Consider the following 22,915-nt stretch of genomic DNA (forward strand, 5'->3'; position numbering starts at 1 on the left):
GTGGGTCGTGCTGGATTCGAACCAGCGACCAATTGGTTAAAAGCCAACTGCTCTACCAACTGAGCTAACGACCCAAAGAGGCGCGTATGATAAAGATTCAGCTGAAAAAAACAAGCCGTTTTTGACAGAAAACCGCAAAAAACGCCCCACAACCAAGCGGTTACCCGGCTTGATAGCGGGTCGGATCAGGAAGACCGGCCTCCTCGAAGCCAGCCCGACGTAAACGGCAACTGTCGCACCGCCCACAGGCTTCGCCCGCCTCATTGGCCTGATAGCAGGACACGGTGAGCCCATAGTCAACGCCCAGGGCAGTTCCCCGGCGAATAATCTCCCCCTTTGACCAGCGCATCAACGGCGCCCGGATGCTCAGCTTTTGCCCCTCCACGCCCGAGCGAGTTGCCAGATTGGCCATCGTCTCGTAGGCCGCCACATACTCCGGGCGGCAATCGGGATAGCCAGAATAGTCCACGGCGTTCACACCGATAAAAATGTCATTCGCTCCGAGTACTTCCGCCCAGCCCAGCGCAATAGAAAGAAAGATGGTATTGCGCGCGGGCACATAGGTCACCGGAATGCCCTCGGTGTGCGACTCCGGCACATCAATGCTCTGGTCTGTCAACGCCGAGCCCCCGATGGTGTTCAGATCCAAAGTGACCACTTTGTGCTCGACACTGCCCAGGGATCGCGCGGTGTGCTCGGCCGCTTTCAGCTCCGCTCGATGCCGCTGGCCGTAATCAAAGCTGATGGTGTGACACACAAACCCTTCATCCCGCGCAATGGCAAGCGCGGTCGTGGAATCCAGGCCACCGGAGACCATGACGACAGCATTTGGTTGGGGCATGACGATATCCTGCTTACTATCAATAGCTATCAATAGCCGGGGGCGTCGCCCCACAGCAATTTATGAATCTGTATCTGGAAACGCACGGGCAGATTATCGGCCACAATCCAGTCAGCCAATTCTCGGGCCTCCAGTTGACCAAAGCTGGGCGAGAACAACACATCCTCCACCCGCTCAGCCAGCCGGTACTCGTCCAGTTTGAACCGGGCCCAGTCATAATCGGCCCGACTGCATAATACGAACTTCACCTGATCGTGCGGTTGCAGTAACGGCACGTTTTCCCAGCGATTGCGCTCCATTTCGCCGGAATCCGGTGTCTTTAAGTCCATCACCCGGCTAACGCGCTGATCCACCTTGTCCAGCGGCATGGCCCCACTGGTCTCCAGAGAAACCTCATAACCGAGATCACACAACCGCGTCAGTAAAACCAGGGAGTTCGGCTGGGCCAGCGGCTCTCCGCCGGTGACGCACACATACGTCGGCTGGAAACCAGCCACTTGCTCCACGATGGCGTCCAGCGTCATGCGCTCGCCACCATAAAAGGCATACTCCGAATCGCAGTACTGGCAGCGCAAAGGACAGCCCGTCAGGCGAACGAACACGGTGGGGCGACCCAGCGTTCGCGCTTCGCCCTGGAGCGAATAAAATATCTCGGTAATACGAAGACTGTCGTCGGTCATGTCTGTCGGAACGTCGGTCAGGCGCGTCGGGGCGACGACGTGCGGCTTAGGAAATGAGACGGCAGTTTACCCAAAGCCCACCACAGATGCGAGTCCATGCTGTTTGCCGCCTTTTGGCGAGACTGGTATTCTTACTGATTCGCCCGCTAATCCCCGGCACAAGCATTATGAAACCCGTCAAGACCAAACGCGAGATGCGTGCCGAGCTGGATCGGCAGATGGAAGAGTATCTGGACTCCGGCGGTGAGGTGCATCAGGTACCCCGTGGGCTGAGCGGACGCATCGACCCGAAAGGACCGTTGACGCCCCTATTCACCCCCCGTAACAGCGAAAACCCGTTGGCTGGCCGAACCCCGATGACCGAGGTCGTCGCGGCGGTGGAATCTCGCAAACACCCGGTGCCAGAACCCAAGAAACCTCGCCAAAAACGCCCAAAGAAAAAAATGATTCTGGATGATTTCGGGCAACCCGTGCGCTGGGAGTGGGTCGAAGAGTGACCCGACAAACTGGCACGGCGTCTTGTCACGCTGAACACCCGTGCTGATTTTACGCGTTTCATGTCCCACTTTTGTCTTAACGCTTCCCACTTCCCTCCCGTCTATTGCCCCTCTGAGCATTTACCGCAACAATCGCTAACGGCAATGCCCAATAACTCTTCCAATTCGTCACCCATATAAAACAAGAGACTCTGGATAATGAACAAAAAAGCGCTACTCCTGAGCGGAATTCTCGCGCTGGCGGCCTGCAACGCCAATGACGCTGAGACGACCTCTTCCGAAGCAGCCGCCTCCGAGGCGGTTCCTGTCCAACTGAAACAGGACGAAGCGGGCCACTACTCGATTTACCGTGAAGGACGGCCCTATTTCATTCGGGGGGCAGGCGGCACCAGTCGGCTGGAGCAACTGGCTGCCGCGGGGGCCAATTCGGTAAGAACCTGGGGTACCGACAACGCACAGAAAATTCTCGACGACGCCGAGTCTCACGGCCTCACTGTCATGCTCGGGCTGCGCATGGGAAAGGAACGGCACGGTTTTGACTACAGCGACAAAGCCGCCGTGAAGGCACAAAAAGCGGCCATCCGTGAGAAAGTATTGCAGTTCAAGGATCACCCGGCCTTGCTCACCTGGGGCATTGGCAACGAGCTGGATCTTTACTACACCAACGCCGATGTGTGGTATGCCGTCGAAGACATCGCTCAAATGATCCGCTCACTGGATCCCCACCACCTGATTACGACCGTTACCGCCGGGATTGATCAAGAAAAAGCCGACCTGATCCGGGAAAGAGTGCCCAGCATTGATTACCTCAGCGTCAATATGTACGGCGACCTGTCCTCGCTGCCGCAAAAAATGCGAGACATCGGTTGGCCTGGCGCTTACGCCATTACCGAATGGGGCCCCACCGGCCATTGGGAAATTACCCGCACCGATTGGGATGTTCCCATCGAACAAACCAGCACCGAAAAGGCGCAGTCCTACCGGGAGCGTTACGAAGCCGCTATCGCGGGCGACCCCGAGAAAGGGCTCGGTTCCTACGCGTTCCTGTGGGGCCAAAAACAGGAAACCACGCCGACCTGGTACGGCATGTTTCTGGAGTCGGGCGAGGCCACCGAAGTGGTCGATACCATGCAGTGGCTCTGGAGCGGCCAATGGCCTGAGCATCGCGCCCCCCACATCGAGTCGTTCAAGATTGATGACAAAGTCGCCGCCGACAGCATTTATCTAAAAGCGGGAGAAGCGTACCGGGTCGAGCTCGATGCTCGCCACCCGACGGACGAGCCACTGGAGATTCGCTGGGAAATCTTGCCGGAAAGCACCGATATTAAATCCGGCGGTGACCGGGAAGATCGACCGACTGAAGTCACAGGACTGATCGTGCAGGACGAGGGCGACGGGGCCATGCAGTTTACCGCACCGGCGACGCCGGGCCCCTACCGTCTCTTTACCTACGTGACCACCCAATACGACCGGGCAGCGACGGCCAATGTGCCCTTCTTCGTGGAAACGTCCACCGAAGGGGATAGCGACCAATAACGTTGGTGCGCCAGTACGCGGGAATTTCAGTGTAATTCCCGCGTACTGGCAGGCGAGTGTTCAGCGGCGGTCGAACGGCCATTGCAGAATGGTTTTCTCTCTCGGCCAGCGCACTTTTTTGGCAGAAGCATACCGATCAGACTTGGCATCACGGTAACCGAGTGCCAATAACACCACGCTGCGCAATGCCCGAGCGCGCAAACCGAGGCACTCATCCAGCGCCTCCGGGCTGAACCCTTCCATCGGGGAGGCGTCCACTTCCATCGTCGCCGCAGCCGCCACCGCCATTCCCAGGCCAATATAGGCCTGTCTGACTGCCCACTGAAACCGCTCTTCACGCGAGCGCGGTCCAACCGAACCAGCAATCGTTGCCTGTAAACCTGAGAGACTTTCTACAGGCAGGTCACGCACCTCAGCCACGCGCCCCACCCAATCGGTAACGCTTTGATCCTCAACCGGATCCCAGGCCGCAAACACCAACAGATGCGAGCATTCCTCCACCTGCGGCTGATTCGCTGCCTGCTCACGAATCCGACTCCGCTGCTCAGGATCCTTAACCACAATCACCGAATAAGGCTGGAGACCAAAACAGGAGGGAGCTAATTGAATCGCCTCCAGAATCCGGTCCACTTTTTCAGACGGCACTTCGGCCCCGGTCATACGTTTAGTGGCGTAGCGCCACTGTAATGCATTCAACAACTCCACAACCAAACCCTCACATTCAGTCAACATACATTAATACAGGGGCTTCCAATTCGCCTTATGTTAAAAAAACCCGACTACAAAGAGCCGGGTTTTTTTCGCCCTACCGATGATGAAAATAATCACACTAATTCGTAACAATCCATAATATCCCGGACCAGACCGCTGCGCACAATATCCTCCCGCTCGAACTTATGGATATACACGTTCGGCAAATCCCCCAGTCGCTGGACCGCATCGGCCAGTCCATTGGGGCCGCGAATATCGCTCTGCTCGATGTCGCCATTGATCACGACACGGCAGCCTTCGCCAATGCGGGTCAGGAACATTTTCATCTGGGCGGGCGAGGTGTTCTGCGCTTCATCCAGAATCACAAAGGTTCGCTGATTAAAGGTTTTCCCGCGCATAAAAGCCAGCGGCGCTGCCACGATGCGGCCATGTCGAAGACAGTAGTCCACCGTGCCCGCTCCGAGCCTTTCCGCAAGAATTTCCCGGAAGGCGTCGATGTACACAGAGAACTTTTCATCCAGAGCGCCGGGCAAGAACCCGAGCTGCTCACCCGCTTCCACAGCCGGTCTCGTTAATATGATGCGCTCAATTCTGCCGGACTCCAGCGCTTCGGCAGCCAGTGCGCCAGCACAATAGCTCTTGCCCGTACCGGCAGGGCCGATGCCGAAGGTCAAGTGGTAGCGTTGGATGGCGTCAATGTAGCGTTGTTGGGCTTGGGTGAAGGCGGTGAGAGGTTTGTTGGCGCGGGGGGGAGCGTAAGCCGTTTGCAGTTGTCGGGAAGCGTTGATTTCCACTATGTTCCCGTCGGGCGGTGCACGGTGTCGACCGTGTTCTTCCTGGAGGACGCGGTCCCGTTCCTCAATGTAACTCCGTTGATGCCGCTTGCGCTTCGCGTGAGATCGTTTCGCCATGGATAAATCCCCATCAGGTTCCAGGTGAACAGAGACAACTCAGGCGCGGTGTCGTCCAACCATGGGACGTCTGGTGCATGACGCACGTTCAGTGCCACGGTGTGCAACCGACCTAAGGCCCTGTATGACTCAAATGGTAACGCGATTGTCAGAGGGTGAGAGAGACACCCCGAACTGACGATTGCTGGGTTCTCCTCTACTGAGCGGTGGGTGGTAAGCGCACCTTATAACACAGTGCACTGTCTTGATATTAGGCGCTTTTCCGGGATGGGTCAATGGCGAACGTGTGACAGTGAAGCGGGAGAGTTCACGGCAGGAGAGCTCGGGGAGAGCTGGCGCCAGGCTCTCCTGGCGCCAAGGGCTATTACATCGCTGATACCATGGAGATCATGATCCCTGCTGCGACGGCAGAGCCGATCACACCCGCCACATTGGGACCCATGGCATGCATGAGCAGATAGTTTTGCGGATTCGCTTCCAGCCCCACTTTATTGGAAACGCGGGCCGCCATGGGTACGGCAGACACGCCAGCGGAACCAATCAGTGGGTTGACTTTGTGGCGCACAAACAGGTTCATGAATTTCGCGACCAGAACCCCCATCGCGGTGCCAATGGCGAACGCGACGATACCCAGCCCCAAGATGCCGAGCGTTTTGGTGTCCAGGAAGGAAGACGCGGCCAGTTTGGAGCCAACCGCCAGGCCGAGGAAAATCGTGGTGGTATTGATCAGTGCATTTTGCGCGGTATCGCTCAAGCGCTCTACCACACCACACTCGCGCATGATGTTACCGAAGCAGAACATGCCCAGCAGAGGTGCCGCCGAAGGCAAGAACAGCGCGACCAGAATTAACAGCACCAATGGGAAGACGATTTTTTCCCGACGGGAAACCGGCCGCAACTGCTCCATGCGGATTTGACGCTCAGCATCCGTAGTGAGCGCACGCATGATCGGGGGCTGGATCAGGGGCACCAATGCCATGTAGGAGTAGGCCGCCACCGCAATGGCGCCCAGCAGATCGGGTGCCAGAATACTAGAGACATAAATGGCCGTCGGCCCATCGGCGCCACCAATGATACCGATCGCCGCTGCATCGGCGATGGAGAAATCCATCAGGCCAGAGGCCGACAAACCAACTGCCCCCATGACCGTGGCAAATATACCAAACTGCGCCGCCGCCCCGAGAAACAGGGTTTTGGGGTTGGCTAACAAGGGCCCGAAATCCGTCATAGCTCCGACGCCCATGAAGATAATCAGTGGCGCCACACCGGACCCAATCGCCACCTGGTAAAAGGTATAGATCATGCCATTGCTGTAACCATACTCCACAGCGACCCGATGAGCGGCCGCCAGCTCAGAGGCGGATGCGCTTTTGTACAAGGTCAGCAATTCATCGGCCGATGTGGTCGCGGCGACACCAAAGACCTCGGCCAGATCCGCCAATACTTTGGCTCCGCCTACATCAATGGCCTGATGGGCGGCGGACATGGCCAGCCCCGCGCCGGGAATGTTGGCCAATATGCAACCGAAACCGATGGGTACCAGCAGCAATGGCTCAAAGCCTTTGCGAATGGCCAGGAACAGCAGCAGCAACCCGACCACTATCATGGTCAATGTGCCCCACTCCATCTGGTAGATACCGGATTCCTGCCACAAACGAATAAAATTCTGCATAGATTGCTCTCAACCTTTCTCAACCGAGCTGCAGGTCACCCGGCATCACGCCAGATCCAACAGTGCATCGCCAGCCGTGACCGCATCGCCAGGCTGAACATGAATCGCCGTTACGGTACCGGCACGTGGTGCGCTCACCTCGGATTCCATTTTCATGGCTTCGAGAAGCAACAGCGTATCCCCTTCTTCCACGGTGTCGCCGGGCTTGACCAGCAGCTTGACGATATTACCGCCGAGAGGGGCAGGAACAGGCTCGCCATCGACCGCTGACGCTGACGCGCCACTGGCAGGCGAGCTCTGACCGCCGACCGGCGCCAAACCGGTGACGTCACCCCCATCGTTAACGGTGACCGTATATTTCTGCCCTTCAACCTCAACGGTATAAACTTCTTCACCACCTTCGGTCGTCACAGCCCCACTTTCCTTGCCGGTAGGCACCGGTTCGAACGCGTCAGGGTTGTGACGGTTTTGCAGAAACTTCAGTCCCACCTGGGGAAACAGAGCGTAGGTCAACACATCGTCAACACGGCGCTCGCCGTCTTCGAGGGTGATGCCTTTATCGTTCGCAAGCTCGGCCAGCTCTTTGTCCAGTTTATCCAGTTCGGGCTCAATCCGGTCGGCCGGTCGACAGGTGATAGGTTGTGCACCATCGAGCACTCGCGCCTGAAGCTCCGCATTCACTTCGGCTGGCGTTGCCCCATATTCACCTTTGAGGACCCCTTCGGTTTCGCGCGTGATGGTTTTGTAGCGCTCCCCGGTCAGGACATTCATGACCGCCTGGGTGCCCACAATTTGCGAGGTAGGTGTCACCAGAGGAATAAAACCGAGGTCTTCCCGAACGCGGGGAATTTCTTCCAGCACTTCATCGAAACGATCTTCCGCATTTTGTTCGCGCAGCTGATTTTCCATATTGGTGAGCATGCCGCCCGGCACCTGGGCAATCAGGATGCGCGAATCCACGCCCTTCAAGGACCCTTCGAATTTCGCATACTTGCGGCGCACTTCGCGGAAATAGGAAGCGATTTCTTCGAGCAGCTCCAGGTCCAACCCGGTATCCCGATCCATTCCCTCCAGCGTCGCCACCAGAGTTTCGGTCGGGCTGTGGCCATAGGTCATGGACATGGACGAAATGGCTGTGTCGACGTTATCGATACCGGCTTCCACACACTTGAGATTCGTCGCATGCGCCAGGCCGGTGGTTGCATGGCTTTGCATGTGGATGGGCACGCTGCAGCTTTCTTTGAGGCGCGTTACCAGCTCATACCCCACGTAGGGCTTGAGCAGCCCGGCCATATCCTTGATCGCAATCGAGTCCGCACCCATGTCCTCGATGCGTTTCGCCAGATCCACCCACAGATCAATATCGTGCACCGGGCTCAGCGTGTAAGAAATGGTGCCTTGCGCATGTTTACCCTGCTTCTTGACCGCTTTCATCGCGGTTTCGATATTGCGCATATCGTTCATGGCATCGAACACGCGAAATACATCCACGCCATTGGTGGCGGCGCGCTCGACGAATTTATCCACGACGTCGTCGGCGTAGTGGCGATAGCCCAGGATATTCTGCCCGCGCAACAACATTTGCATCGGGGTTTTAGGCATGGCTTTTTTCAGCTCCCGGATGCGTTCCCAGGGGTCTTCCCCCAGATAGCGAATGCAGGCATCAAAGGTAGCTCCTCCCCAGGTTTCCAGGGACCAGAACCCCACACGGTCCAGCTTTTCTGCTATAGGCAGCATATCGTCCAGCCGCATCCGGGTGGCGAACAGCGACTGGTGTGCGTCGCGCAGAACCAGTTCCGTGATGCCCAACGGCTTTTTCGCATCGCTCATGGTGCTATACCTTACCTTTGTCAGTTGGCGGTCACCGCCGCTGCGCCCTTAACGGCGCGCGCGGTGTTGCTCAATGGCGGCCCGAATAATGGCCAGGGTTTTTCCATCCACATCTGAGGAAGACCGGCGGGCCTTCGGGCGGCGTTCACTATCCGCCGGGGCTTCACGCTCGGGGAACCAGCGACTCAAGCCACCGCTCATCAGCGTGGTCGCGATCACCAGAAGTGTCAAAAAGACCACCACCGAGCCCATGCCGTATAACAGCAGGTCCAGTCCCTGCTGCAGCAATGTCTCATTCATCCCAAGGTCCTCTTAATATTGACAGATCATAATATTGACAGATCATGTCTAGTATTGGCAGATCATGGCCGATATCGGTCTGCGCCCATGGCGCCCTTTGAATGTTATCTCTGCGAACACTCGCCGCTTCTTTATGTTTGTAGAAAACGCGCTGATTCGACCCCTGCATGAACCGCCTTGCATGGACTGAAACGGTGCGCAAAAAGGCCGGGTATTTTCTCTTATCTCTCAGAAACTTACAACTTAGGCAGAAACTTACAACTTAGGCGCGGCTATCAAAGCCGGACGCCGGTCGATCAACGCCCGCCCGGCGACAGAAAAGTCAGCGGCTCGAGGGATATCCCGGTAAAATGATGGCTTTTTCTACTGGCTGGAGCCCATCGCGCATGCAACTGTTTCTCGCCCCGATGGAAGGGGTGGTCGACCATCAGGTTCGGGACATCCTCAGTGCGCTGGGCGGTCTGGACGGCTGCGTGACCGAATTCATCCGGGTTACCCAAAACACGCTACCGCGCCGGGTCTTTCGGCGCTATGCGCCCGAGCTGGACCACCAGTGCCTCACGCCGTCGGGCACACCCGTCAAGGTACAGCTGCTGGGAGGGCAACCCGAGCCTCTCGCATTGAACGCGCAGAGGGCCGTGCGGGCGGGGGCCACGGCCATTGATCTGAACTTCGGGTGCCCCGCCAAAACCGTCAATAACAGTGATGGCGGTGCCTGCCTGCTGCGCACGCCGGAACGGGTATACGGGATTGTGGCCGCCGTGCGCGCTGCACTGCCCGCTTCCATTCCCGTCAGCGCCAAGATCCGCCTGGGCTTCGACGATACCAGCCGCTATCTTGAGAATGCCCTGGCGGTCGCTGACGCCGGTGCCAGCGAGCTGACCGTACACGCGCGCACCAAGCGCGATGGTTATCGCCCACCCGCCTATTGGGAATACATTGCGCGTATTCGAGAAGCCCTGTCGATCCCGGTCATCGCCAATGGTGAAATATGGTCGCCGGAGGATTGGGAGCGCTGTCGCTCAGTGACGGGTTGTGACCGTTTTATGCTGGGCCGGGGGTTGCTCGCTCGCCCCGATCTGGCAAGAGCGATCAAGGCACGGTTCACTGGAGAGGCGTACACGCCGATGCCCTGGGCAGAAGTGTGTCAGCTGCTGCACGCTTACTACCGGTTGAGCCAACCCCACTACCCCACCAAACACAGCGGCAACCGAATCAAGCAGTGGCTGATGTATTTGCAGCGGGAGTACCCTCAAGCGGCCACCTTTTTCGAGAACATCAAACGCGAGCGCGAGCCCGCCAGGCTGGAAGCGGCTTTCCGGGCGGCGGCCTGACGCTCAGTCGAGCGGTGTCTACTCCAGCCGATTGCGCTCGCGCAGGCGTGGCTCGGCCACACTGATAAACTCGCCTTTTTCATCGAGCCCAATCGCCTGGGTAGAGCCGTAATCACCCAGTGTTCGCAAGTGATGGCCCTTGGCCTTCAGCCCGTCACGAACCGGCGCCGCCATCGTTTTCTCGACAAACAGGTGGTCAGGTCGCCACTGGTGATGCACTCGCGTCATCCCCACCGCATCGCCAAGGCTCATGTCGAGATCAATCGAGTTCACCATGGTCTGGAGCACCTGAGTAATGATGGTGGGCCCGCCAGCTGCCCCCAGAGTGAGCACAGGCTTACCCTTCCGGGTTAACAAAGTGGGGCTCATACTGGACAGTGGCCGCTTGCCCGGTGCGATGCTATTGGCTTCGGCACCCACCAGTCCGTAAGCGTTCGGCTCGCCGGGCTGAGCGGAAAAGTCATCCATCTGGTTGTTCAGGATAACGCCGGTGCCCGGCACCACGACTTTGGAGCCGAAGTTGGTGTTCACCGTTGTCGTAATGGCTACCCAGTTGCCGTCTTTATCGGCCGTGGCAATGTGGGTCGTATGCTTGCCAAACAGCTCTTCACGCGATTGCGGCGGTGTGCTGTGCCCACTGACGTCAGCGGAGTTTTGCAGGGAGATTCGTTCACGCAGCGTCCGGGCGTAGGCCTCGCTTATCAAGCCTTTCGGCACATCCGCAAACGCGGGATCGCCCAACCAATGGGCGCGATCCGCAAAGGCGAGTTTCATCACCTCGGCCAGCAAATGATAGCGGTCCACCTCGGATAATTCGTCCAGCTCGAACCCTTCCAGCATATTCAGCATTTGGGCAATATGCACCCCGCCGGAACTCGGGGGAGGGAAGCCATAGACGGTATACCCGCGGTATTCACTAACCACCGGATCACGGATCAGCAGTTCGTAGCCGGAAAAATCCTCCCGCGTAATCAGGCCACCATGTTGCATCATCCAGTCGCCCACGGCTTTGGCGAATCCGCCCCCGTAAAAATATTCTGTCCCTTGTTCCGCAATCGCTCGATAGGTCGTCGCCAAATCTTTTTGCTGCAATGAGTGGCCCGCCGGCCAGGGTTGCCCCTGCGCATCCAGAAAAATGGCCGCCGTGCCGGGGAATTCAGCCAAGTCCTCGGCGTGTCGCTGCAGCCTCCGGGCAAAAATACCATCAATAGGAAAACCGTTTTCCGCCAGATCAGCCGCGCGATTCAAGTGACGGGCGAACGACTGCTGCCCCCCTTTTTTCAACAGATAGTCAAACGCGGCAATCGAGCCGGGAATGCCCACCGCCAAGGGGCCGCGTTTGCTTAACGCCGGGCGGTACTCGCCCTCTTTCACATACATATCCCGATGCGCTTTTCCCGGTGCCATCTCCCTGCCATCAACCGCTTCCACCGTGCCGTCGGCCCAATGGATCAGCGCAAACAGCCCGCCGCCAATGCCCGAGTTGTGGCCATCTACCACCCCCAGCGTCAACGCCGCCGCTACCGCCGCATCCACCGCGTTACCGCCCTGCGCGTACGCTTCCATCGCCGCGGCGGTGGCCAGTGGCTGTACTGTCGCCACCGCTCCCTTGCCATCGTCTGTGACTTCGGCGTAATCCGCCGCCAGCAGTGGACCGGCCAGCGCCATCAGCACCAGCGCAACCAAACGGGGAAACCAACTGAGCATATCGAAGCGCTCCAATAAGCGGAAAAGAACCTGGCACAGAAAGGAACCTGGCAACCGAATGAGTGTGAACTGGCCGTAGACTACCACAAGGCGGGGTTTGTCGAATGAAAACGCGGGCGGGCAGGAACCGATTTTAGAACCAATAACCGTCGCAGCGACGACCTTCAATATTCATGTTGCCGGTCAATCTGCCACGGGTAACCACCCGGTGTTGAAGCCAAAAGAATTGCAACAAGCGACGCATACTGCTTACCTCCTGCGACGATGAATCAGGGCTTTCACCCGCCAAACAACCATAAAAAAACCCGCTCAAGTCAGCCCCCACAAGGGGAGCCGACTTTGCAGCGGGTTTTTATTGGAATCCTTGCCAGATATTGTACACAAAATCGCCTTCCGGCGCTATTAAGCCTCAGTGATCTTGCTGGTAGATCACCTCAAGAGCGCCGGTCACATACACCAGGGGCGCATTCCAGTTGATGGTAATTTCATTGGTGGAGTAGCTGCACCAATGGTCCAGATAGGAGCGGGCGGGCTGATCAGAGGGATAAGCCACCGGGCAATCATCCAAATCCTGTTGGCCACTGTGAGGGCCGCCAGCCAGGAACCCCGGCACAGGTTCGTCAATACCGTCAGCTGCGGAGGGGCGGTGATGGATGTGCATGGGGGTTTTCACGCCCTCCCCGGTGACGTAGGAGAAGCCGGTGGGATTGCGCCCCAGCACGTAGTCCAGAAGCGACTGGGCGGCGGCCAATTGACGGTCATCGCCCGTCAATTGATAGCCAGACAACAGCATCATCGCACTGTTCATCGCCACGCCATTGCTGCCCCATACGAAATCCTGGGGCCGCATGGGCACACCGGAGGCCGACTGCTGCCACTCCTGAGTCAATGCGTTTGCCAATTCCGTTACCTTGCCCTCGGCCAGTGCTTTCAATTCTGCGGGCAGTTCGTCACTGAAATGCAGCAGCGACAGCCAGGGCTGGCCCACCGCACTTCCCCAACTGGGTACTTCGACCTCAGCCGCCGCCAAATCAACTGACTCCAGATACACCTGATCACCGCTGGTGAGGTACAGCTCAACGGCCGCCCAGACAAACTCATCCGTCAGCGTCTGATCGCCATATTCGCCCGTCGCCACATCGCTTGGGTTCCGGTAGGTCACGTCCGGATGCGCCTGCGCCCAGGCCCAGGCGAGCTCCGCCGCCGCCATGGCGCGCTCAGAAAAGCCGGGGAAAGCATCGCTATAGTCGCCATACACGCGGCTGGCGGTGGCCATCACAGCCGCAAAATTCAAGGCGGCTGATGTCCCCTTCTGCACCACATACCGTTGGGCGGTGGCGTCCTCCGGCATGACCTTGCCAGCGAAACGCAAGGTGGTCAGTTTGTGGTACACACCGCCGTCGTTCGGATCCTGCATGGTCAACATCCAGTCCAGGTTCCACATGGCTTCATCCAGCAGATCCGGCACGCTATCGCCACTCTCGGGAATGTTGAGATCACGATCGCGGTAATACTGGGGGAAATGTTCATACGCAGCCAGCAGGGTATAGGTGCTGATGCCCGAATTAACAATGTACTTATTGTAATCGCCCGCATCGTACCAACCTTTGGGACTGGAAATCACGGTGCCTTCCGGGCGCTCCTCGGAAGCAGCGGACTGATGGACCATCACCTGGTCGTCGGGATGGCCTGCGGGACGGGCGTACACACCCGCATGGGATTGTTCCAGCGCCGTGCTGGCGCGATTGAAGTAATAGGCTTTGACCGCGGCGTCATTCAGACCGGCGTACACGCCTTCCTCAATGGGAAACACGATAGACTCCAGCTCGCCAGCCACCCGAAGCCGGTAACGGCCTGGCCGCTGATACTCTGAAAAATCCGCGCGCCGGACGGTCTGGCCGGACACTGGCCACCGCTCGGCTTTGCTCAGGGTGCCGCTGAAAACGACTCGCTGGGTATCGACGTCTACCAGCTCAAACCGGTCCCCAACCCCCGCCGGCACCAACGCCTCTTTGTGCGCCGTGGGGGCGAAACCCAATTGGTTAATCTCAATGGCGGACTCCAGGGCGGCACTTTGATCTGCCCGGTTCGCCGGATCGGACTGGCACGCGATCAGCAGGCTGGCGAGCAGGGAGAGAGAGACTACACCGATGCCAATTCGTCGATGAAACATAACACACACCTCTTATTGCTTATGATTTCGGTATTGACCGTCAAACAGTCAAGGTTACCTTATCGAGGTGCGCTCCGTCAGGTCAGATCAGAGGTTTAACACTTTTTTAACAAACGGGATGGTCAACTTTCGCTGCTCGGCCAATGAGGCATGGTCCAGGCGCTGGAGACAGCAGAACAATTCGTTGGTATCGCGCGGAATACGCTGGAGAATATAGTGAGCCACCTCTTCCCCCAGTTCCATACCGCGACGGTGAGCCCTGAGGCGAAGCGCCCTTTCTTTTTCATGGTCACTCAGCGCCTGCACCTGGCAGGTTATCCCCCAATGCAGGCGAGAACGCAAATCCGGCAGCGCCACCGGCAATTCCTGCGGTCCCTGCACCGCCGCCACCAGTAAGCGCTTTTGGGCGTCCCTGATGCGGTTGAAAAGGTGAAACAAGGCTTCTTCCCAGGCGGGGTGTCCGGCCACGGCATCCAGGCCGTCGAGACAAACGAGATCCAGGTGCTCCAGCCCCTCGAGCAAGGCATCGGGGGCAAAACCGGCCACATCGTAAAGAGGCAGGTACTGGATCGACTGCCCCAGATCTTGCGCCTCGTGCCCAGCTGCCTGCAACAAATGCGTCAACCCGACTCCCGGCGCCCCCCACACGTACAGAAAGGACTCTCCCTCACCGGCTGCCTGAGCGCGCAGCAAAGACAGCGTCCGGGCATTGGCCGACGCCTCTGTCACATAGAAGTTGGCGAACGTCGCCTCGTCATTCAGGCTGATCCCCAGGGACAGTTGTTGTGGTGTGGGCATAACCCTTATCAACTCTATTTTGCAGCGCCGACGTTATCGCCAAGTGTATACCAGCGGGTTGGTTTGGGTGCCTTCCGGCTGGAACCGATTACCGGTAAGACTGATTCGGCTACTGTCAATAGACGGCACCAACCGCCGGTCGCGCTCCAACATGCCGTACAGGCGGGAGGGTTCCCCTTCCGTCATGAGACGGAATGTCATGGCCCCGGGTCGAACCGCGATGACTTCGGCGCGGCGCACGACCGCCAACGCCTCCAGGTAATGCTCGGCGGCTTTGTAATCCCCAAAATTATCGACGCCGTTCACCTGCATAATCGTCACGTTCGGCCCCTCCTCCCGTGGAACAATGGCGTACAGTCCCGCGAAGTGGTTTGCTGTTTCATTGATCGCCTGGGACATCACGGTTTCCAGCGAAGCCTCTCTCACATAAAAGGTCGGATCACCCAGATCATGATACAACTGCCAATCTGAACGCCACTGACCACCGGACGTCTCACTGTAGCGCCCCACCAGTATCGCTTCGGCTTCATATCGACGCGAGGCATTACGAATGGCCTCTTCGTCCTGTTCCCAGAGCTGCCGGGCCGATATCGCCAGACGGTCTTCAAGGTCATCCAGCGGCATGGCTAACGGCACGCCACGCTCCCGGGCGCTTTTGCGCAACCAGTCCCTCTCCTCGCCCTCACTCACGCGAGTCAGCCCCTCGTCATTCCGGGTCACCAGCCAAACCACCACACCGGGCCTGTTGGCGGGCCAGAACGACAATTGGGCCGAACGCAACAGCCGCTCCACCTCCACGGGGGAAAATTTCATGACCAGCCGACTTGCCGGGCGCGCCTCCTCGCCGACCTCAATCGTCTCGCTTGTGGAAACATAGTTGAATTCGTAAATAAAGTCTTCGGCCTGGGACAAAGCCGTTTGCACTTCAGCGCCCTCAGCCGCCTCCGGGTTACCGGAGACGCGGACCATGACTTTGCGCAACCCTTCTTCCGCCGCGCGGCGCCGCTCTTTCGCTGACTGAGAGGTGACCAGCACTTCTGCCGAATACAGGTCCACCACTTGCTCGGCACGGGCGGTCGTCGCGAGGAGCCAGCTGGCCATCAGGAGCACCAACAGCCCCAGCCGCCTGTTACACATCGTAGTTAGTTGCTTCAAGGTCACGCCTCTGTCTCAGTCAATGCCGGTTGCGCCCGCGCCGCTCCGAAGGGAGCAAAAGCACGCATTGTAGCAGGCTGTCAAAATGGCGAAAGGTTCCTGTTTCACGGAAAAAGGGGCTCTATGCTTCCAGACGCGGCCTCTCGCTCGCATTTCGATCACAAACTGATAGAATACGCGGCCATTACGTTCCCCGATTCCTGTTCAGGGCGGAAGTTTTGCCGCCAATCCGGGACCATCGCCAGTCGAGAGCCAATCCGTTCATGACCGAAGAACACAAAGCACCGTCACTCAGTTATAAAGATGCCGGCGTCGATATCGACGCTGGGGAAGCCCTGGTCGAGCGCATCAAAGGCGTCGCCAAGCGCACTCACCGCCCCGAGGTCATGGGAGGACTTGGCGGTTTCGGGGCTCTGTGCGAGCTTCCGAAAGGCTATAAGGAACCCGTACTGGTTTCCGGCACTGACGGCGTGGGCACCAAGCTTCGCCTGGCCATGAACCTGGCGAAGCATGACACCATCGGCATTGATCTGGTGGCCATGTGCGTGAATGACCTGGTGGTCGCGGGTGCGGAGCCACTGTTTTTCCTGGATTATTACGCCACCGGCAAGCTCAATGTTGACGTGGCCGCCGACGTGGTCACCGGCATTGGCATGGGCTGCGAGCAGGCAGGCTGTGCGCTGGTGGGTGGCGAAACCGCCGAAATGCCCGGGATGTACGAGGGCGAGGACTATGACCTGGCCGGCTTTTGCGTCGGCGTCGTGGAAAAATCCGGCATTATCGACGGCCGCAACGTCAGCGCCGGGGACTGCCTCATCGGCCTGGCTTCGAGCGGCCCCCACTCGAACGGGTATTCGCTGATCCGTAAAATCATTGAGGTCAGTGGGGCCGACTTACAACAGGATTGTGACGGTCAGACGCTCGCCAGTGCGCTGATGGCGCCGACCCGCATTTATGTCAAACCCCTACTCAAATTAATTGCCGAAACTGACGTGCATGCCTTGTCGCACATTACCGGCGGGGGGCTGCTGGAAAACATTCCCCGCGTGTTACCCAGGCACTGCAAGGCGGTTATCGATACACAAAGCTGGCCTCTGCCAGCTGTCTTCCAGTGGCTCCAGCAAGCCGGCGGCGTAGCACCTCGGGAAATGTACCGCACCTTTAACTGCGGGGTCGGAATGATCGTAGCGGTTCCCGCCGACAGCGCCGAATCCGCTGTGGCACTGCTGAAAAGTGCCGGAGAGGAAGCCTTCGTCGTCGGGCACATTGCCGAGGCGACCGACGGGGAAGAACAAGTGGAGCTCCTGGGGGTAAAGGCTTGAGCAAGCCAATGCGCGTTGTCGTGCTAATCAGCGGCAGCGGCTCCAACCTCCAGGCACTGATCGACGGACAGCGCCATGGAACGCTGCCTATTGAGATTGTCGGTGTGATCAGCAACAAAACCGCGGTTCGAGGGTTGCTCAGAGCCGAGCAGGCGGGCATCCCCGCGATCGCGCTGGAGCATACGGCGTACGACTCGCGGGAAGCATTCGATACCGCGCTACGCGAACGGATCGATGCGCTGACGCCGGATCTGGTGGTGCTGGCGGGTTTCATGCGCATTCTCACGCCCGGCTTCACGCGCCACTACGAGGGGCGCATGTTTAACATTCACCCCTCTCTGCTGCCTAAATATCAGGGGCTCCACACACATCGGCGAGTGCTGGAGTCCGGCGACACCGAACACGGTGTCACGGTTCATTTCGTCACCGACGAACTCGATGGTGGCCCGCCGATCCTCCAGGCCAAAATTTCCGTTCACCCTGACGATGATGAAAAAACGCTGGCCGCCCGGGTTCTGGAGCAGGAACACCGCATTTACCCCCAAGCGGTCGAGTGGTTTGGGCGAGGCCGCCTGCGCCTGCATCAAGGAACGGTTTTTCTGGATAACGAACCTTTAGGGCCAAGTGGGTATCTAATAGACGTCACCCACTCCTGAACTGAACGTCCTGAACTGAACGCCAAGGAGCCTTATATGCCCCTGAAGCAATCGCTGATCCGCTGCCTCGCCACCACACTACTGTCGGGTGCTCTTGTCAGTGCCGCTCATGCGCAAATGCCACAAACTTTTAAAAATATTTACTCAACCCGCGTGTTCGGCATCAAGGTCACCGTCACGCACGAGCTGTCACAGCTGGATAACGGTGAACAACAGCTGCTGTTTGACGCCGATTCCTGGGTGGGCAACATCACCGAAACATCGCGTTTTCAATGGGACGGCGACACCGTACAGCCCCAAAAGTATTTCTACAAACGCACCGGCCTCGGAAAGAATCGCGAGGCCGAGCTGACCTTTGACTGGGATAGCAAGAAAGTCATTAACGACGTACAAAACCAAAGCTGGCGAATGGATATCAACCAAAACGTCCAGGACAAGCTCAGCTATCAGGTGCAATTGCAGAAGGACTTGATCGCAGGCCGGGAAAACCTAGTCTATTCCATCGCCGATGGCGGGGAGTTAAAGGAGTACCGATTCGAGATTGTCGCCCGCGAGCGGTTAAAAACACCCATAGGCGCGGTCGATACCGTGAAAGTGATGCGCAGCCGTGACGACGATGACCGGGTGACTTACGCCTGGCTGGCGCCAAAGTGGAACTACTTGCTGATTCAGCTCGAGCAGATCGAAGATGGTGATTCACACTCCATCACGATCAATGAAGCTCGCATTAACGGCCAGAACATCGAGGCCCTCTAACGCTCCCTCTCACCGCCGGGGCGGTTGTAATCCATAGCAATCGCCCCCACCAATCATTCATCACCTTACATTCACCTCAACCTATAGGTTTATTTATGAGCATCTCTAACAACAGCGTCGTCAGCTTTCACTACACACTGACAGACAGCGATGGCAAGCAGCTGGATCAATCGAGCGAAGAGCGTGGTCCTCTGACTTACCTGCACGGCGCTGGAAATATCATCCCCGGCCTGGAGAAGCAGCTGGAAGGCAAAGCCGTGGGTGATAAGCTGACCGCCAAAGTGCCAGCCGCCGAGGCGTACGGCGAGCGTGATGATAACCTGCTGCAGGAATTGCCGGCCAACATGTTCACCGGCGTGGAAAAAGTGGAAGAAGGCATGGAGTTTCAGGCTCAGACCCAACAAGGCACCCAAGTGGTACGTGTCGCCAAAGTTGAGGGCGATACCGTGACCATCGATGCCAACCACCCGTTAGCGGGCGTGGACCTGAACTTTGACGTGGAAGTTACTGAAGTGCGTGACGCCACCGAAGAAGAGATTTCCCACGGCCATGTACACGGCCCGGAAGGTCACGATCACTAAGTGATTGGTCGGCAGGACTACGGCGCTCTGCTCTCTCGCGGGGCGCCAAAGTCTGTTAAGCGGGTCGCCCTTAACCAGCGAGGCCCTAGACCCTAGACCACCTTGATATGCCAGGGCTCGAACCGAACCCCGTAGTGGTTGTCCTTGGTATACCGGATCTGCACGTAGCCAAGATCCTGCATACGTTTGAATTCATCCGTTTCAGCAAATTTATCGGTGAAGTTCGAATAGCCCCACCCTACGCGACCCACATCGAAGTCACCAACCCCGTGGTAGCTGTGACCGGGCGGTGCCAGTGAACGCGATGCCTTGGACAGGTTGTAGTTCGACTCAAGGCACTTGGCAATGAACAGGTGCATCTGCTTCACGTTGCCACGCACCCCGGACGTCAAAATCACGCTCTCCCCGATATCCCGGCGCAACTTGTCATAATATGACTCGGAATCACCCCGAAAGAGAAAATGTCCAGAGTATGGGACTTTAACGGTTTCCTTGTGAGAGATTTTGGCCGTCAGGTCTTTCGTCACCTTTTCTCCGTAAAAACCGTATTTCTCTGCTTCGGTGAAAAACAGCTTCTCAATCAGCTGCAGCTCCGGCGGTGAAAACTGACCAATCTCCGAGTATCGATTGCCGAACTTGAACAGCTCGTCAAAACTCAACAGGTTGTAATTGCCGTGGCCGACCAATCGCTCGGCACGCTTAAAGCGCAAGAACAGGGAATGGATAACGGGTTGCTCAGCGTCACTTAGAAAAATGTCATCGACAAAGTCGCCGTCGAAGTTGCGTACTTTCTCCAAGACCAGTTGCTGGTTGGGTAGCTCGATGGCAGGAGCCGCATGGTCGTGATCGCAACACCGATGCTGATCGGCTTCAGCCAGGTTCGCACTGGCCTGCTGAGTGAGCACCTGCTCGCTGGACACCGCCCCACTGGCCACATCCTCAACCGTGGGCAATTCCAAAGCATCAGCCACAGTCGCTCGTAACTGCACAGGAGGTTTGTTCGGCGGCGTGGGCGGGACTGTCTTGGCCGGGGCGCCGATCCCCTCTTCTCCCAACGAGAACGGATCCACCTCCAGAGCGTAACCCGACTCACTCAGAAGGTCTTCAGGTACATTCGCTCGCCGACTGCTGTTTTCCGCCAGGTGCCAAAGGTAGCCGTTGCCGGCCGTAAACCCTACCCCGGAGACAAAACCAACCAGTAGATCTCTGCGTTTCACCGTTCCTCTCTCAATTTTTCAAGCTCTCTTAACTTTTCAAGCTCTACGTGCGCTTCTCGACCTGGCGTGTGAACACGCCACATTGATCGATCCCAACGGATTTTATACTCAATAGAACCCGAAGTGGGCGGGATCATGATGGCAACCTCAGCCAACGCCGCCAAACAGGCGGGCTTCGACTACCTGCAAGGGCTAACCTAATATAGCCTATCGCGGCGCAATTTTCAGCGCCACCTTATATCAATTATTGTGGTTATTGCCACTATCTATTAAAAACAGTACCACTTCACATTACGCGAAACGGTACCATTTCACACTATTAGCGTCGAGAGTCGGCTTAACTTTAGGAAGATTAACGTTAAAAGCGCCCTGATAAAGACCTGTATCAGGTCTTCGGAAGCGTTACGCCGCGCTGCCCCTGATACTTTCCACCGCGATCTTTGTAAGAGGTCTCACAGACTTCATCAGACTCAAAGAACAGCATTTGGGCCACGCCTTCATTGGCGTAGATTTTTGCGGGCAAGGGTGTGGTGTTGGAGAACTCGAGAGTCACATGCCCCTCCCATTCCGGCTCCAGGGGCGTGACATTGACGATGATGCCACAGCGCGCGTAAGTCGATTTGCCGAGACACACCGTAAGCACTTTGCGGGGGATGCGAAAGTATTCCACCGTGCGAGCCAGCGCAAACGAGTTCGGGGGAATAATACATACATCACTTTTCACGTCGACGAAACTGTTTTGATCAAAGTTCTTGGGGTCGACCACTGACGAATAGACATTGGTGAAGATTTTGAACTCATCCGCGCAGCGCACATCGTAGCCGTAACTCGATGTACCGTAGGAAATCAGCCGTTCGCCCGCCGCATCATAGCGCACCTGACCAGGCTCGAACGGCTCGATCATGCCTTCTTGCTCGACCATGCGGCGCATCCATTTGTCAGATTTGATACTCATCGGCGATCCTGTTGCGGAATTGGGTTTCTGCGAAGAAAAAGGGGCCGCATCATAGCGTTTTTTGCCGGTGCTGCCCAGTGGGTTGGTCGGGAGGCCGCTACCAGACCGCACCACTCCGACAGACGGAGGCGCTCAGGCATCTACTAATCGTCTTCAATACCAATCGTCGGACCACGGCTCGCGGTTGACTGCCGCCACAAAGTGGCACCCAATTGACGGGCGATGGCGCGGTAGCGATCACTTACGTCGGAATGCGGCTCCGCGACGACCGAGGGTCGACCACTGTCCGTTGTCTCCCGGATGGACAGGTCGAGCGGAAGGGAACCCAGCAACTCGGTCTCATAGTCACGGGCAATTCGCTCCCCACCGCCAGCGCCAAAAATATGTGCCTCGTGGCCGCAGTTAGAGCAAATATGCACCGCCATATTTTCCACCACCCCCAGCACCGGCACCTTCACCTTACGAAACATCTCAATGCCTTTCTGGGCATCCAGCAGCGCAATATCCTGCGGGGTCGTGACGATTACCGCCCCGGTCACCGGCACTTTTTGCGACAGCGTCAGTTGGATGTCGCCCGTGCCCGGCGGCATATCCACAATCAGATAATCCACATCCTCCCAATGCGTCTGGGTCAGCAACTGCTGCAAGGCGCCGCTGACCATCGGGCCACGCCACACCATAGGAGTCTGCTCAGTGACCAGATACCCCATCGACATCGACTGAATACCGTGCGCCTCAATGGGCCGCATCATCTGCTTGCCATCCACCTCGATGACCTCTGGGCGACGCTCTCCAATCCCCAGCATTTTGGGCTGGCTGGGGCCGTATATATCGGCATCGAGAATGCCCACCCTGGCCCCCTCGGCGGCCAGGGCCAAGGCCAGGTTAACAGCCGTTGTAGACTTGCCGACCCCCCCTTTACCGGAGGCAACCGCAATGATGTTCTTCACGCCGGGAATATCACCGCTGGTATTGGCACCGCCACGTGCGGGGATATCCCAGTCAATATTGACGACTACGGAGCCAACCCCCTCAACCGCGGAAGCCGCCTCATTCACAGCGCCCGCCAGCGTTTCAGCAACCCCCTCCGCCGGGTACCCCAGAGTCAGAGAAACATCAACGTCCTCCCCATCCACCCGAATAACGGGCTCCACCGCCAACTCCCCCAGAGAGAGACCAGTGGTCGGCTCAATAACGACTTTAAGCGCACCCTTAAGGGACTTCTCAATACTTCCAAACATAAGACGGATACTTTGCATCAGGTTTAACGAAAGTTACTGCAT

General features: G+C 57.7%; 21 protein-coding genes and 1 tRNA gene. 7 read left to right on the plus strand and 15 right to left on the minus strand.

The features are described 5' to 3' along the window. Position 1: 1 nt before the first annotated feature. From ACQCLF_RS01720 to queE, 3 genes are all read right to left on the minus strand, one after another. Positions 2-74: transfer RNA gene (locus tag ACQCLF_RS01720), tRNA-Lys, on the minus strand. Positions 75-160: 86 nt separating this feature from the next. Beyond that, on the minus strand, positions 161-841 hold the full coding sequence (gene queC, locus ACQCLF_RS01725; protein ID WP_426984540.1) for a 7-cyano-7-deazaguanine synthase QueC: 681 nt from the start codon (positions 839-841) through the stop codon (positions 161-163). Positions 842-870: 29 nt separating this feature from the next. Next, positions 871-1,521, minus strand: coding sequence for a 7-carboxy-7-deazaguanine synthase QueE (gene queE / locus ACQCLF_RS01730; protein ID WP_426984541.1), 651 nt, complete (start codon positions 1,519-1,521; stop codon positions 871-873). A 167-nt stretch (positions 1,522-1,688) separates the two neighbouring features. Between queE and ACQCLF_RS01735 the strand changes: the two genes are divergently transcribed. Then, positions 1,689-2,018, plus strand: coding sequence for a hypothetical protein (locus tag ACQCLF_RS01735; protein WP_426984543.1), 330 nt, complete (start codon positions 1,689-1,691; stop codon positions 2,016-2,018). 198 nt (positions 2,019-2,216) lie between these two features. Next, on the plus strand, positions 2,217-3,554 hold the full coding sequence (locus tag ACQCLF_RS01740) for a glycoside hydrolase family 2 TIM barrel-domain containing protein (RefSeq protein WP_426984545.1): 1,338 nt from the start codon (positions 2,217-2,219) through the stop codon (positions 3,552-3,554). Between the two features lie 60 nt (positions 3,555-3,614). Here ACQCLF_RS01740 and ACQCLF_RS01745 read toward each other — a convergent pair whose 3' ends face one another. The 5 genes from ACQCLF_RS01745 to ACQCLF_RS01765 form a co-directional block, all read right to left on the minus strand. Continuing rightward, positions 3,615-4,286, minus strand: a complete 672-nt coding sequence (locus ACQCLF_RS01745; protein WP_426984547.1) for an NAD(P)H-dependent oxidoreductase — start codon at positions 4,284-4,286, stop codon at positions 3,615-3,617. Positions 4,287-4,378: 92 nt separating this feature from the next. Beyond that, a complete protein-coding gene (locus tag ACQCLF_RS01750; RefSeq protein WP_426984548.1) occupies positions 4,379-5,176 on the minus strand; it encodes a PhoH family protein in 798 nt (265 codons plus the stop codon). A 364-nt stretch (positions 5,177-5,540) separates the two neighbouring features. After that, positions 5,541-6,848 carry a sodium ion-translocating decarboxylase subunit beta gene (locus ACQCLF_RS01755; RefSeq protein WP_426984549.1) on the minus strand — a complete coding sequence of 436 codons (1,308 nt, stop codon included), beginning with the start codon at positions 6,846-6,848 and terminating at the stop codon, positions 5,541-5,543. Positions 6,849-6,893: 45 nt separating this feature from the next. Continuing rightward, on the minus strand, positions 6,894-8,678 hold the full coding sequence (gene oadA / locus ACQCLF_RS01760) for a sodium-extruding oxaloacetate decarboxylase subunit alpha (protein ID WP_426984550.1): 1,785 nt from the start codon (positions 8,676-8,678) through the stop codon (positions 6,894-6,896). 48 nt (positions 8,679-8,726) lie between these two features. Further along, complete coding sequence (locus ACQCLF_RS01765; RefSeq protein WP_426984551.1) at positions 8,727-8,978, minus strand: OadG family protein; 252 nt, start codon at positions 8,976-8,978, stop codon at positions 8,727-8,729. 386 nt (positions 8,979-9,364) lie between these two features. On the opposite strand from ACQCLF_RS01765, the gene ACQCLF_RS01770 reads away from it, so the two are divergent. Continuing rightward, a complete protein-coding gene (locus ACQCLF_RS01770; protein ID WP_426984552.1) occupies positions 9,365-10,312 on the plus strand; it encodes a tRNA dihydrouridine synthase in 948 nt (315 codons plus the stop codon). Positions 10,313-10,330: 18 nt separating this feature from the next. Here ACQCLF_RS01770 and ggt read toward each other — a convergent pair whose 3' ends face one another. The 4 genes from ggt to ACQCLF_RS01790 all read right to left on the minus strand — a co-directional run bounded on the left by ggt (position 10,331) and on the right by ACQCLF_RS01790 (position 16,091). Continuing rightward, a complete protein-coding gene (gene ggt, locus ACQCLF_RS01775) occupies positions 10,331-12,019 on the minus strand; it encodes a gamma-glutamyltransferase (RefSeq protein WP_426984554.1) in 1,689 nt (562 codons plus the stop codon). Positions 12,020-12,428: 409 nt separating this feature from the next. Beyond that, complete coding sequence (locus tag ACQCLF_RS01780; RefSeq protein ID WP_426984555.1) at positions 12,429-14,192, minus strand: glycoside hydrolase family 9 protein; 1,764 nt, start codon at positions 14,190-14,192, stop codon at positions 12,429-12,431. A gap of 87 nt (positions 14,193-14,279) precedes the next feature. After that, a complete protein-coding gene (gene hda, locus ACQCLF_RS01785; RefSeq protein WP_426984556.1) occupies positions 14,280-14,990 on the minus strand; it encodes a DnaA regulatory inactivator Hda in 711 nt (236 codons plus the stop codon). Positions 14,991-15,023: 33 nt separating this feature from the next. Continuing rightward, entirely contained in the window at positions 15,024-16,091 is a 1,068-nt protein-coding gene (locus ACQCLF_RS01790) for a DUF2066 domain-containing protein (protein WP_426984557.1), read from the minus strand. Positions 16,092-16,408: 317 nt separating this feature from the next. Here ACQCLF_RS01790 and purM point away from each other — a divergent pair, with 317 nt between their 5' ends. The 4 genes from purM to ACQCLF_RS01810 all read left to right on the plus strand — a co-directional run bounded on the left by purM (position 16,409) and on the right by ACQCLF_RS01810 (position 19,460). Next, positions 16,409-17,467 carry a phosphoribosylformylglycinamidine cyclo-ligase gene (purM, locus tag ACQCLF_RS01795; RefSeq protein ID WP_426984558.1) on the plus strand — a complete coding sequence of 353 codons (1,059 nt, stop codon included), beginning with the start codon at positions 16,409-16,411 and terminating at the stop codon, positions 17,465-17,467. Positions 17,468-17,475: 8 nt separating this feature from the next. Then, complete coding sequence (purN, locus tag ACQCLF_RS01800) at positions 17,476-18,123, plus strand: phosphoribosylglycinamide formyltransferase (protein ID WP_426984559.1); 648 nt, start codon at positions 17,476-17,478, stop codon at positions 18,121-18,123. Positions 18,124-18,159: 36 nt separating this feature from the next. After that, on the plus strand, positions 18,160-18,879 hold the full coding sequence (locus ACQCLF_RS01805) for a DUF3108 domain-containing protein (RefSeq protein WP_426984561.1): 720 nt from the start codon (positions 18,160-18,162) through the stop codon (positions 18,877-18,879). Positions 18,880-18,974: 95 nt separating this feature from the next. Beyond that, positions 18,975-19,460: an FKBP-type peptidyl-prolyl cis-trans isomerase gene (locus ACQCLF_RS01810; RefSeq protein WP_426984563.1), complete on the plus strand. Its 486-nt coding sequence runs from the start codon at positions 18,975-18,977 to the stop codon at positions 19,458-19,460. A 92-nt stretch (positions 19,461-19,552) separates the two neighbouring features. Here the strand turns inward: ACQCLF_RS01810 and ACQCLF_RS01815 are convergent, their stop codons facing one another. The 3 genes from ACQCLF_RS01815 to apbC form a co-directional block, all read right to left on the minus strand. Further along, on the minus strand, positions 19,553-20,677 hold the full coding sequence (locus ACQCLF_RS01815) for a M15 family metallopeptidase (protein WP_426984564.1): 1,125 nt from the start codon (positions 20,675-20,677) through the stop codon (positions 19,553-19,555). 385 nt (positions 20,678-21,062) lie between these two features. Further along, positions 21,063-21,632, minus strand: a complete 570-nt coding sequence (gene dcd / locus ACQCLF_RS01820; protein WP_426984566.1) for a dCTP deaminase — start codon at positions 21,630-21,632, stop codon at positions 21,063-21,065. A gap of 143 nt (positions 21,633-21,775) precedes the next feature. Further along, positions 21,776-22,873, minus strand: coding sequence for an iron-sulfur cluster carrier protein ApbC (gene apbC / locus ACQCLF_RS01825; protein WP_426984567.1), 1,098 nt, complete (start codon positions 22,871-22,873; stop codon positions 21,776-21,778). Between the last annotated feature and the right edge of the window lie 42 nt (positions 22,874-22,915).

The organism is Marinimicrobium sp. ARAG 43.8 (assembly GCF_050113635.1).
Classification (GTDB): Bacteria; Pseudomonadota; Gammaproteobacteria; order Pseudomonadales; family Cellvibrionaceae; genus Marinimicrobium.